Source organism: Spirosoma endophyticum, assembly GCF_900112365.1.
GTDB lineage: Bacteria > Bacteroidota > Bacteroidia > Cytophagales > Spirosomataceae > Spirosoma > Spirosoma endophyticum.
Map to the genome: position 1 here is coordinate 1 of NZ_FOLQ01000052.1, position 11,883 is coordinate 11,883.

At 47.9% G+C, this 11,883-nt stretch carries 14 protein-coding genes; 7 read left to right on the plus strand and 7 right to left on the minus strand.

The genetic code is table 11. The features are described from left to right. Positions 1–232: transposase (locus tag BM202_RS35665; protein ID WP_143100883.1), on the minus strand; the 232-nt coding region annotated here is incomplete at its 3' end. Positions 233–477: 245 nt separating this feature from the next. Between BM202_RS35665 and BM202_RS35670 the strand changes: the two genes are divergently transcribed. From BM202_RS35670 to BM202_RS35680, 3 genes are all read left to right on the plus strand, one after another. Further along, positions 478–1,302, plus strand: coding sequence for an HNH endonuclease family protein (locus tag BM202_RS35670; protein ID WP_093835257.1), 825 nt, complete (start codon positions 478–480; stop codon positions 1,300–1,302). Positions 1,303–2,049: 747 nt separating this feature from the next. After that, entirely contained in the window at positions 2,050–2,274 is a 225-nt protein-coding gene (locus BM202_RS35675; protein ID WP_093835259.1) for a hypothetical protein, read from the plus strand. 387 nt (positions 2,275–2,661) lie between these two features. After that, entirely contained in the window at positions 2,662–3,447 is a 786-nt protein-coding gene (locus BM202_RS35680; RefSeq protein ID WP_093835261.1) for a bestrophin-like domain, read from the plus strand. Between the two features lie 647 nt (positions 3,448–4,094). Here BM202_RS35680 and BM202_RS35685 read toward each other — a convergent pair. Further along, positions 4,095–6,065, minus strand: coding sequence for a KUP/HAK/KT family potassium transporter (locus BM202_RS35685; RefSeq protein ID WP_093835263.1), 1,971 nt, complete (start codon positions 6,063–6,065; stop codon positions 4,095–4,097). Between the two features lie 264 nt (positions 6,066–6,329). Here BM202_RS35685 and BM202_RS35690 point away from each other — a divergent pair, with 264 nt between their 5' ends. Continuing rightward, positions 6,330–6,992 (plus strand): CPBP family intramembrane glutamic endopeptidase, encoded by a 663-nt coding sequence (locus BM202_RS35690; protein ID WP_093835265.1) that lies wholly within the window; start codon positions 6,330–6,332, stop codon positions 6,990–6,992. Positions 6,993–7,642: 650 nt separating this feature from the next. On the opposite strand, the gene BM202_RS38980 is transcribed toward BM202_RS35690, so the two are convergent. The 4 genes from BM202_RS38980 to BM202_RS35710 all read right to left on the minus strand — a co-directional run bounded on the left by BM202_RS38980 (position 7,643) and on the right by BM202_RS35710 (position 9,427). Next, complete coding sequence (locus tag BM202_RS38980; RefSeq protein WP_317039748.1) at positions 7,643–7,990, minus strand: hypothetical protein; 348 nt, start codon at positions 7,988–7,990, stop codon at positions 7,643–7,645. Next, the gene (locus tag BM202_RS38985; protein WP_317039749.1) at positions 7,938–8,402 is read right to left on the minus strand and encodes a recombinase family protein; all 465 of its coding nucleotides are present in this window, start codon (positions 8,400–8,402) and stop codon (positions 7,938–7,940) included. Before BM202_RS38985 ends, BM202_RS38980 begins: the two co-directional genes overlap by 53 nt. Next, positions 8,395–8,778: a hypothetical protein gene (locus tag BM202_RS35705; RefSeq protein ID WP_093835267.1), complete on the minus strand. Its 384-nt coding sequence runs from the start codon at positions 8,776–8,778 to the stop codon at positions 8,395–8,397. The genes BM202_RS38985 and BM202_RS35705 overlap by 8 nt, the downstream gene beginning before the upstream one ends. Positions 8,779–9,082: 304 nt before the next feature. Further along, complete coding sequence (locus BM202_RS35710; RefSeq protein ID WP_093835269.1) at positions 9,083–9,427, minus strand: carboxymuconolactone decarboxylase family protein; 345 nt, start codon at positions 9,425–9,427, stop codon at positions 9,083–9,085. Positions 9,428–9,710: 283 nt separating this feature from the next. Between BM202_RS35710 and BM202_RS35715 the strand changes: the two genes are divergently transcribed. From BM202_RS35715 to BM202_RS35730, 3 genes are all read left to right on the plus strand, one after another. Continuing rightward, positions 9,711–9,953, plus strand: coding sequence for a hypothetical protein (locus BM202_RS35715; RefSeq protein ID WP_093835271.1), 243 nt, complete (start codon positions 9,711–9,713; stop codon positions 9,951–9,953). A gap of 125 nt (positions 9,954–10,078) precedes the next feature. Further along, on the plus strand, positions 10,079–10,267 hold the full coding sequence (locus tag BM202_RS35720) for a hypothetical protein (protein WP_143100884.1): 189 nt from the start codon (positions 10,079–10,081) through the stop codon (positions 10,265–10,267). 995 nt (positions 10,268–11,262) lie between these two features. After that, positions 11,263–11,445 carry a hypothetical protein gene (locus BM202_RS35730; protein WP_093835277.1) on the plus strand — a complete coding sequence of 61 codons (183 nt, stop codon included), beginning with the start codon at positions 11,263–11,265 and terminating at the stop codon, positions 11,443–11,445. 142 nt (positions 11,446–11,587) lie between these two features. On the opposite strand, the gene BM202_RS35735 is transcribed toward BM202_RS35730, so the two are convergent. Continuing rightward, the coding region (locus tag BM202_RS35735; RefSeq protein ID WP_143100885.1) for an integrase core domain-containing protein at positions 11,588–11,883 on the minus strand (296 nt) is incomplete at its 5' end.

The window sequence follows — 11,883 nt, forward strand, 5'->3', positions numbered from 1 at the left end:
CGTGTTGCAAACTCAACTCAGCGTACATCTTCTTCAAGCGCCTATTTTCTTCCTCAAGATCCTTGAGCCGCTTCACTTCCGAGACCTGCATGCCGCCGTACTTAGCTTTCCAGTTATAAAAAGTAGCTTCGCTCACGCCATGTTCCCGCGTGATTTGGGCGACCGTTTGGCCGCTGTCCTGTTGCTTAAGAATCGCCACGATCTGCGATTCACTAAATCGTCCTGCTTTCATTCCCTTTCCAATTACCAGTGAAATTTAAGTTTTTTACTCTATTTTTCACTGGCTCACATTTAGGGGATCAGGACACTAGCCGATAAAGATATATTAGGGACTACCCCACAGGAACAAGTCCTGTATCAGGCCATTGATGAGACGTTTGCTAAAGGTATCCGGGAGAATGGCTTTAAAACCAAAGAGGTTTTGAAAAAAGACGCCGTAGAAAAAGTTAAGACCATGATTACTCAATTTGACTGGTTATGATTGCCATTACACGTCCACCCGCCCCTGCCTTTCTAGCTGACCCTGTCGGCAAATGGCTCGTAGAAACTCAGAAAGCCATTGCTCACTATGCCATTCCTGGTCAGACAGTATCATTTGACTTCGTGGAATACAGAGACACCAAATTAAAGGACGAGCTAAAAAAGGTTTTTGTGAAATGCGCCTATTGTGAAAGCATGTACGACCACGTTTACGATGGCGATATAGAGCACTTTCGCCCCAAGTTACAGGTCAGTGAAAAATCACCTAAGAATCCTGGCTATTATTGGTTAGCCAATGATTGGGATAATTTACTGCTATCGTGTCTTTTCTGCAACCAGCGCAGAAAGCACGTGCTTTACGGCGTTACCCCATTGAAATCATACGGAAAATTAGACCAGTTCCCACTTTCAGACGAAACGAAAAGTCTTATTCACCACACAGCTTCGTTCGCTCAGGAAGAGGCTGTCAGGCTTTTACTTAACCCCTGTAAAGACAAGCCTGAGGAACATTTTCAATACGATAATAATGAGGGTGTGATCATTCCTATTACTGATAAAGGGAAGAAATCGATAGATGTATATGTATTGCAACGAGTGGTACTTGTTAAAGAACGTAAGAAGACATTACTGCTCCTTTTCAAACAAATGACACGGGTCAAACGAGAATTAGAACGCTTTAATGACGATCAATCAGTCGACCAGCAGCAAATACTTCAGGATGAGCTTGACGAGTTAAAACTGTTTACAAAATCAGAAAGTGTTTATGCCGGTATGTGCCGATATTTTGTCCGCCAGTTTCTTTCAGAAAATCATCTAATTTGAGTTAAATCCATATATTCATAGGAACTCCTTCCATTTGTTGGCACTTAAATACTATATGTACTTATACCAATGAGTACGTCATTGATATATTAGGTTTCGGTGCTTTACAATATAAGTGTAGTTGACACATTCAGGGTATATACGCCACGTAGAGCCCATGTCCCACCAAACCCAATATACTTAAATTGCCCAATTGTAATGATTTCTTGAATTCGTTCATTTAAAGGCATGAAGTTCTATTTAAATGAACCATCCATCTTTTTGTTAATCAGCAAGTTGTATACATTATGTACGTCGTCAGGAAATCGTTCATTAAAACCCTTGGCCAAATGAACGCTTGTTCTAACTCAAGGAGACACTCAGCCCCTTGTCTTAAAAGCCAGAAACCGTTCACGAAAAGGTTGCCTTTTATGAACAGCCACTATGAAAAGTACAAAATATTGAATTGGAGAGGGGCGATAGCCTTATTTTTGCTATAGTGGTATAATACAATTTTAGGTCATATCTAGATTGGCTATTGGTATGTAGTTAGCAACTCTGTTAACTAGTCGATGGACGGACGTATGCTTGTGAACAAAGGCTCACCAAGTAAGTTCGGTCAGCTATTGCGGTGTGAACGCTCGTTTATAGTTGAACAAATACGGTGTTAAAAAACCCTTTTCAGGAAGATAAACAGAGGGCTTTCCGGTGGGGTTGAACCATACCAATAAGATCTGGTTAACTAGAGACAACAAAACACAAACTCTCATGGCACACGACCATCACAAAGAAGCCGCCTATCATTTCCGTAAAGCGGCTGAATATCACGAAAGTGCCCAGCGATTACATGAAGCCGGGGAGCATGAGAAAGAAGCGCATGAGGCTTATGTGGCCTATGGTCACCATAATTTAGCCGACCAACATGCCACAGCCGCGGCTGAGCATCACGCCCAAAAGCATGATGCGGGGCATACTGATCCCCTCCCCCGATAATCTCAAGGCTGGGGAATCTACACCCATAAAAGGGGTATCATACCGATACCCCTTTTTCTTTCTAACCAAATAGGGGAGTAGCCACCACGGCGGATCGTTCAAGGCAGCTACCGCATGGTCTAATCTTTCCCAGCAAGACTGAGTTTGCGAGACAATTTTATGGACTAAAAGCTTATTTTAATGGGAATGGCGATTTTATAAGGGACGTTTGTAAAATACCATAAGCAATAGATATACGTGATATAGCCTCGGTTGGCCTCAGACAGCACTGAAATATACGCTACCTTTAGTACCTACGCCAGCTTAATATTGTCCTAAAGGCGGCTAATACGCCCACTATTTATTCGACAAAAAGCAGACGTTGCTGGTTGTCTTAATTCCCATTCTATGCGTTGGCTCTATAACTTACCTACCTGGTCACTGGCTTTGCTCATTGTTGCCCTTTTCTTGGGTCTTGCCTTACTGGGACTCTCCTTTACCCACCGACGCCTACACCGCTCCGGAGCCGCCGACTCGATTGATAATGGCACCGTAGGTTGGTTTTTTTCAGCTGTATCCTTGCTCTATGGGCTTTTGTTGGGTTTGTTGACCGTTGCCGCCTGGGGCAGCTATAATCAGGCTACCCTCATCGCATCTCAGGAAGCGTCCGCCACGGCAGTCCTTTACCGGGACCTGGCCGCTTATCCTGACACGACACGCGACGCGATGCGCAAACAACTCCGGGACTATCTCACCGTAATTGTTACCCAGTCCTGGCCTGCCCAGCGACAGGGTTTCTTGCCTGATTCCGAGACGGTCGTTTTGAACCAGTTGCAAAAACGGTTACTCCATCAACGGGGCCTGACCAACGAGCAGTTGGTGGTGCACAGCGAAACCCTTCGGGCCTATAACAGCCTGATTGATCTCCGCCGACAACGACAGGAGGCCCTTAAAAACGGGGTGCCGGGGGTCTTGTGGCTGGTTGTGCTGTTGGGCGCGGTGGCGACTATTGGCTTTTCGTACTGTTTTGTCGTGGTGAGTTACCGGCTTCATGCCTTATTAACGGGGGTGTTAGCGGGGATGATCGGGTTATTGGTCTTTTTATTGGTGGTTCTGGATCATCCCTACTGGGGTGAAATCAGTGTATCGGCGGAACCTTACCAACTCGTATTGACGACCTTGATGGCCCATTAAGGTAGGCCCATTTCTACTCTAGGTGGCAAAGCGAACAAGTCGGTAGGCCTTTTGTCGCTGAGTAGTCCCGCTCGTTCCTCCTTGTCGTACTTCTATTGTAATAAACCCGTTTTGAGGCAATTTCTAGGGTACCAATCCCGGCGAAATGAACGCAGGTAATTGTCCAGAAATTGTATTATTCCTAATTCAGTTACATATGAGAGATTAGGCTACTGATTATTCTAAGATCAGCCAATCTATAAAAGTCCTGAGAACAGGCCAACTTGTCGTTTGGAAAGGGCGGCCGCCGCGCGGAAGTACAAAATTCTACCGTAGGTTGAGGGAATGCGTTGGATTAATCCCAGCTATCGTCAATCAATTCTGAGCACTAGCGTCCCAAGATTTGTCAGCCATTCAGCAAAACCCATTGTCCCTACCTGTAGTAAAAGAAAAATCGGCTACATCATTGAGCCGATTTTTTGGGTAAACCATTCACTACACCACATATGCATGGGGCATATATTCCTAGTAACGAAATGTGTAGTCTTTCGCTTTTTTGGGAACAGACGAGGAGTAGCGTACGCCCATTACAGCTGGCCAACAATCTGCCATTAATTGCTATCTGATGACGCTCTGTAAGTTATATAAGCTGGGTAGCTAGATTGTCGTTAAACGGGCGGTGTGAGGGGATGGCTAAGCTCGGAGGGCAGGCGCTCTAAATCCAAGCGCTTAATCGGCCTCAGTACTAGGGGTACCGCCTCCGTTACGACGTTGCTCGTATCTAAGCCATAGGATTCTTTGGTCGATAAGGCAATCCGCTTCAACAACAAATAGCCCCGCATGATCAGCTGTTGGTACGTGCTTAGCTCATTATCATATGACAAAAATCGTTTAAAGAGTACAAATCGAAAATCGCCCGCAATGCGATGGACATTTAAGGACCGATAGGGGGTATCAATGGTTACTTCTTGATCAGCCACCATGTCCAGAACCACTTGTCGAAACAGAAAATTGAGTCGGGGCTCCACCCGGAAGCCTAAGTAAAAGGTAACAAAATAGACATCTTCGGCCGCCAGCGTATCCACCTTGTAGCGCATGCCATACGGCTCATCCTGCACACACAGATGAATGAACCAATAAATGTCAGCCCGCTTAGGAGCCCGGTTCAGAATCGAGAACAGGGTTTCGGCTTCAATCTGGTGATAGTCATCGGCCGACGTCAGGTAGACCAGGTGGGTGGCAAACTTAGGCTGGCTCACGTCATTACTGAGGGTTTTGAGCACGGGTAGGTTACCCGGCAGGGAGTCATAGTGAATGAACTCATGCGTAATGGTTTCGCCTTGATACCAGAACACCATCATCCCCATCAACAATAGTCCCAGCGTAATCGAAATCCAACCTCCTTCCTCGACCTTGACCATATTGGCGATTAGGAAAGTGGTCTCCACAATCAGAAACAAGGCGGTCACCAGCGTGGTCAGTAGGGCATTGGTTTTTTTCATGCGCAAATAGGCGTTGATCAGCACCGTGGACATGAGCATCGTTAGGGTAACGGCTAATCCGTAAGCGGCTTCCATATTCTTGGATTCCTTAAAATGCAACACGATCAGAATGCAGCCAATCATCAACCCCCAGTTGACGAAGGGCACGTAGAGCTGTCCCCGCTCGTCGGAGGGGTAGGCCACGCGCTGACGGGGCCAGAAGTTGAGCCGCATGGCTTCACCCACCAAGGTAAAGGCCCCACTGATGAGGGCTTGGGAGGCAATGATGGTGGCTAGCGTCGCCAGGATGATACTAAAGACGGTGAGCGGCGCGGGCACGATGCTGTAAAACGGACTCGTCTCCCCCACCTGTTTGCCCAGGTGATTCATCAGATAGGCAGTCTGCCCCGCGTAGGAGAGCAGCAGGCTTAGTTTGACATAGACCCAACTCACCCGGATGTTACCGCGACCGCAGTGGCCCATGTCCGAGTAGAGGGCTTCGGCCCCGGTGGTACACAGGAACACCCCACCCAATAGCCAGAAGCCCCCGGGATACTGCGTCAGGAGCCGAAACGCGTAGAGGGGATTGAGAGCCAAAAGTACTGAGGGGTGGTGAAGCAGGGCTAAAAAACCGATAACACCAATAAAGCTAAACCAGATGAGCATGACCGGTCCGAAGAGTCGGCCCAGAAGTTGGGTACCGAACTGTTGGATAACAAATAAGCCAATCAGAATGCCAATGACGATGGGCTCAGTTTCCAGCTTAGGATCGAAGATCAGCAGGCCTTCAATGGCGGAAGAGACCGATATAGGGGGCGTAATGAGGCCATCGGCCAGCAGAAAAGCGCCGCCCACAATGGCGGGAATGATCAGCCATCGGCCCGAGAATCGGTGGACCAGGGCGTAGAGGGAAAAGATGCCCCCTTCGCCTTTGTTATCGGCCTGAAGGGTGATCAGGACGTATTTGATGGTGGTTTGAATCATTAGGGTCCAGAAGATGCAGGAGAGCGTACCCAGCACGAGTGTCTCGGTAAGTTGGTGCCCGCGCGTAACGGCCGCCAGGACGTATAAGGGTGAAGTGCCAATATCGCCGAAAACAATGCCAATGGCAATTAACAGGCCCTGGGGGCTCACTTTATTGATTGAGAAGGAAGACATAGCATCAGGCGAAGTGAGGCAACAAACGAAGTAGGACGTCTGTGGGCTATAACCTGAGGCAGTGGGCTTTGTTTGGGCGGCAACCTAATCGGCACAAGACTTATGAAACAAGTTACAAAAAGGGGTTTCTTAGGGGCTTCTGGACAATAGATTGATCCATGAGGATTGACCCAAACAAACTAACGTAACAAGTTCATGGGGTCTTTACATATCTAGTGAGGTGGTCCGGTTTAGCTACTTTACCGGCCTTACCCAGTCTCGCCAATGAAAGCTACCATTGATGCTCCCCAACGCCCACTCATTAAACCCCTTACTCTACCCCTGGCTCTAGTCTACTTTGGGCTATCAGCCCTGACCTTTCGCCTCTGCGTGTATCAACTCATGCCCTTCTTACGCCACGCGGGGGTGAGCCCCTATTGGGCATTTATCAGCAGCTACTCACTGGCCCTCACCGCCTTGATGGGCGCTACCGGACTGGCACTCCACCAGGATGGCTACCCCCTAACTAGGACTACCTTTCAAGACCGACTCTGTTTTCAAAGCCTGCCCCCTAAAGCCTGGGGCTGGACCATTGGGTTGTTTCTACTGGGCTTTCTGCTGACGGGATTGCTGATTCCCACGGCCCAGGCCATCGCTCGAGTAGCGGTTTTTCGACCACCTGCCTTTCTGCCCGATGTGCTCAATCCGCTCACGCCCAAAACGGCCTCGTTGACCCAGTTTATGGGCGTCTCCTTGGCGGGCCAATGGTGGTTGTTGATTAGTTACGCCCTGTTTCTCCTCGTATTTAACCTGTTAGGCGAAGAACTCTGGTTTCGAGGGTATTTATTGCCTCGCCAACAGCTGGTCTATGGCCGGTGGAGTTGGTTGGTACATGGGCTGCTCTGGACGCTGTTTCATCTGCCCATCTATCCCTGGTATGTGGTGTAACTGCTGCCCACGGCCTTAAGCGTGAGCTACGCCGCTCAGAAAACGGGCAGTAGTTGGGCCTCCTACCTGGTACATGGGTTGGGCAATGGCTTATTGGTCTTGATTCCCATCACGGGGGGTATCCTCGGCTAGTAAATACCTACCGACGAGCCAATGCCCTTGTGGCTAAGCATTATAGCTTATTCCAAGCTTAGTAAAGGGTATGTTTGAAGGCCTCCATTCGTTTATGGCGTTTTACAAACGTCCGTTGAAGGGATGCTACCTAGTAACCAGTAAATAAATCACCGCAAGAATGTGCTAAATAAGGCCTCTTCTGTTTCGAGGTACACAATAAAACAAGCCAATCCACGTTTTATATCTGTTATGCGTCTTCAGCCTCACTAGTTTGAACTAGTGAGGCTTTTTCATAATCTCTTAGACGTAACTTTACAGCTATGGAAGGCGTATCCGATCAGCTCCCGGATCAACCAGCTCCCGAGAAGCTGCGCTTTAATGCCGCTAATGACTTTTTGACTATCTGCGACGGCAACGGCCGCCCGGCGGTTGTCTACGGGCTACGACAGCGGCTATTACTGGGAAGATGTGCAGCGCGCTTTGCGCATTGCCGTAGGCCTGGAAAAGTGGCGGCAACGGCCGACCGTCTGATTAGGTTAAGAATTGGCCTGTTGGTTAGCTAACCGCATTACTTGAGTAGCTTGAAACTGACTACCCTTGGCGGTTCGGAAAGCAGCCCGGTTTAACTTTGCCGCAATCTGCGTAAGATTCCAGCCTGCCTGATGTAAAATAGTAATCATGGATGCTGCCCGGCGGTTATTTTCATTGGCTAGTGCATTGCACCGGGTGGTTTCTCCCCCTTTTCGTTGCCCTTCAGGCGTTAAGTTTTCGGGCTTACCGAGTTGGACTCCCTGAGCGCGTTTAGCTTGGAGTGCGGCCTTGGTACGAGAGCTAATTAATTCTCGCCGGGTCGCCGGTGCGATCGTGTTGGGCCAATGTAGCAAAAATGCCAATGGTTAACGTATTAGCGTCCGGCATATCGACGCACTGGAAGTTAACCCCCGAATCTCTGAGCGTAAAGATGAAGGAAGCATTACGGCTTAAGCGATCAAGCCTGGCAATGACCAGGACAGCCTCTTCTTTCTTGGCCCGATCAATGGCCGCAGCCAGTTGAACACGCTGGTTCTTTTTCCCCGATTCTACTTCCGTGAACTCGGCTCGTATAACGGCTCGGCGGTCCGAACCTTCCACAAACCCGGACACAGCCGACCGCTGAGCCTCCAGGCCCAAACCGGATTCACCTTGGCTTTTGGTCGATACGCGATAATACGCTACGTATTTAGTTAAGCCCAAGCTGGCCACGGTGGAGACGGTCTCACTCCGACGTATCGGCCGGGCGGTTGATTTCTTAGTCATGGTGGAGAAATCGGCTTATCCGTTCATTGTATGAATCGAGTGCTGTATCTTCGACCTCACTTGCCTGGCTGAGATCGAGTCGCAAAAAGTCGGCCCGGTCGGCCCCGTGAATCATACCCTCAAACTTGAGTTCCTGCTCCACCCAGGCTGATGTTTTGTCCAGTGCCTTTGCTTGGTCAAGCACTGAATGAAGAATGGCCCTTGTCCGATCGGGATTTTGCGTGGTCAATAGCAGAATACGAATATCGGTCACATAATCCTCATAGGTCAGCCCCTGGGCCAGTCGTTCGGCATGAATCCACTCAAGGACCAGTGACTGAATCAGTTCTTTGTGAGGAGAGCTATCAAGATCAGCAAGGGTAATACGTCGATTCATCGGCCAAACATACTACATTCTCGGGGTATTTTACAAAGCTTGAACGACCCTTGCAGAATTGTTAAACAAGTTGTTTTTGGTCATATTAGTTAGAAAAACTATCTTTGTAGGCCTTGATAATCAAGGCTGTTGAAATAAAAATGGGAATCGAAAGGCCACTCGTACGGGTGGCCTTTCGATAAACGGAGTACATGATTGAACCGCTTACAAGTGCTTAACAGAAGGCTCGTTTGCTACAAAGCAGCCCACGCTAGGTTGGTATAGTGCTTGGTAAGCGTGGGATGAAACAGCAACGGATGTGCGCTTATTGGCTAGCCGAACTGGCTTCCTCAAACAAACGCATGGCCATTAAACCCGTTCCGACCGCTCCACCCGCCCGAAGCGCGGCTGCAATGAAGACCGTTTCGGCAATTTCTTCCCGGGTAGCTCCCGCCTGGACGGCATTGTTGATATGGGATTCAATACAATAAGCACATTGAGTTGTTAGGGCTACGGCCACCGACATTAATTCCCGGTACTTAATCGGAATTACGCCATCGTTTCGTTCGGCAGTGTGTTTGAGGTTCATAAAGGCGGAGGACTCTTGGGGAGCCGCCTTCAGCAGGGTGTTAGTATAGGCCCGATCTTTGGGGGTTTGGTATTCGGTCATAGGAGTTGATAAAAAGGGTCTACTGATCAGCAGTATTAGAAGCAAGAGGCGAAAGTGATCTTTTGTTACTATATAAACGAAGCCTAATAGGCTGGTCATCCGATTTGGCAAATGCGCACAAGGTACCCGTAACTACACAAAAAAACAGTTGTTGCCGATGACGGTTTTAAGACCGTTGATTTACTCAAGGTTATGCCATTGGGAGCCAACTACGGTCAGTAGTTGGCTCCTTCATTTTTTATTCAATTCAAGCCAATAAACCGTCTTCTAAAATATTACCGCTATGAAAATGAACACCCAACCCTTGCTTAACTTACAGCTTAACCTAGATGAGCTAGTGAAAGCCTTTGACAGTTTACCCAATGAGCCTTCGGGTAATTTTCGCCATTCGGTCAAATTTACCGTTACGGACGATCATGGAAATCTTGTCGAACGGGAACTTCTTTTCAGCTGGAACCAGGACCATTCGGATTGGGAATTGAACGCGAAAGGGCATGATCTGCTCATAACGGCTTCTGACCGTTGAGCATAACTTTCCTGCTTTTTTGGTACCGCTAGACATCAGGTACAGAAACGTATTATACCGGTACGTCGCTGTCCGGCATGGGACAGCGGCCGACGGCTATTTCTTACACCAAATATCCAAATCGTATGAAACTAAGCCTCGAACCTGGTGAGGTCCCCTTCAGGGTGGGCGACACCCTGGTTGTTAACCTTCCCTATCACACACTGGCTGATCCCATCGTTGTGGACATTGATAACAAGCCCTATTTTCAGGCTGAAGTGATGCGAATTTTTCTAGAATTTCCGACGGTGGTCAGTGTGATTAAAGAGCGCTAGGATATTCATCACTTTGCGGTAACCAGTATCACGTATGATCTCAAACCCTTAGGCTTCTATGAAGGAGCCGGTCGGGTGACCTTACGGCTCGACTTGACCCGTGATGAGCAGTTACTTTTTACCACGGAAGACGACCTGTTCCTAGAGCGCTAAGAGCGGTCAAGCCATGCGTGTAGCAGATGAACTAGTTTGGCCACTTCCCGTCAATAAAAAGGTTGATCGCCGAACGCTTGCCTAACTAGTTTTCTTCAATGGCTGTAATTAATTGATTTACAGATATGTAAGCGGGTAAAGGTAACCCGTTAAGAGGTAGTAAATCGGATTTGATGAGACTATAATTAGATTGACTTTAGACCAGTAAGCAAACTACCAACCTACTTACCACTGTCCCCTCGCTATTAACCAATGATAGCAATAAAAGAAAATGGGGATGGTATCACCGTTTTATACATAGCCTATACCTTCTCTTTCTTGGCTGATTAAGCACTACCTTTGGTCATGAATCAACAACAATACACGGCCATTCCCGATACTTCGGATAACCAATACTGGATTAGAACTCTGAACAGTCAAGACCGCTCCACGACCTTCGTGCCCCGAGATAAAGAACTACACAGGCTACTCAAGCAGAACGCCAAAAAACTTAGCCAGCCTGCCAGTTCCTATAAGAAGCGTGCCAAAAAGGATTGAATCGACTTCCTCTCTTACTCAAACCAGGTGTTTAACAGCAAATTAGACCCCTAGAGACACCATCTACGATAAGCCATAGTAATTACAAGAAAATGACAACATGAGGGCTTAGAGTACGTTTATGAGCGTTAACGAATCTAATAACTAAAAGCCCCGTCGTAATTGGCGGGGTCTTTTATTTATATTGGGTTGTAAAGATATTGCCCCTCATGACAAGGGGCAACACTACGCGATTGAGCTAGATAATTTAGGGTAACAACTCGGAGTCAGCATTGGATGTTTATAGAAACTGATGTGGGTAAACTATGAAACTTGAGATCAACCCTGGCGACCGGGTGGAAGTGATCCGCGTCTCGAAAGGCAGCTTTTATCGAGGTCGCTATGAAGCCACCGTGATTGGACAGACCAATGGCAGGCGGATTAAGGTCAGGGATGACCAGGGTAAGGATCATTCCGTTTACTTCAAGAATGTTAAAAAACTGCCTTGATCACTACCAGACCGATTGGCGCTTGCTGAGGTAATTGCCATAATTCTCCAGATTTGGCTAAGGGGCGCTTTCCTCGGACACTAATTGATTGGTAGCTTTAGCTAATTAGATTGGACTTGCAATAGTATACTGGAGATATTTTTCAGGCAGCCATCTGAGAGGTGTAAAAATAAGATTCCTGTTGAGCGGGAGTTTGGTAATTCAAGCTTGAATGTCTCCGCCGACGATTATACCAGCCCTCAATATACTCGAAGGTGGCTAACCGGGCAGCGGCCCGCGTTGGAAAGTCAGTATGGTTCACTAATTCGCTTTTGAATGTTTTGAAAAAGCTCTCAGCTACTGCATTGTCCCAGCAATTGCCTTTACGACTCATACTTTGCACGACAGGCAGGCCTCTCAACTGATCCCGAAATTCAGTGCAGGCATACTGGACACCAC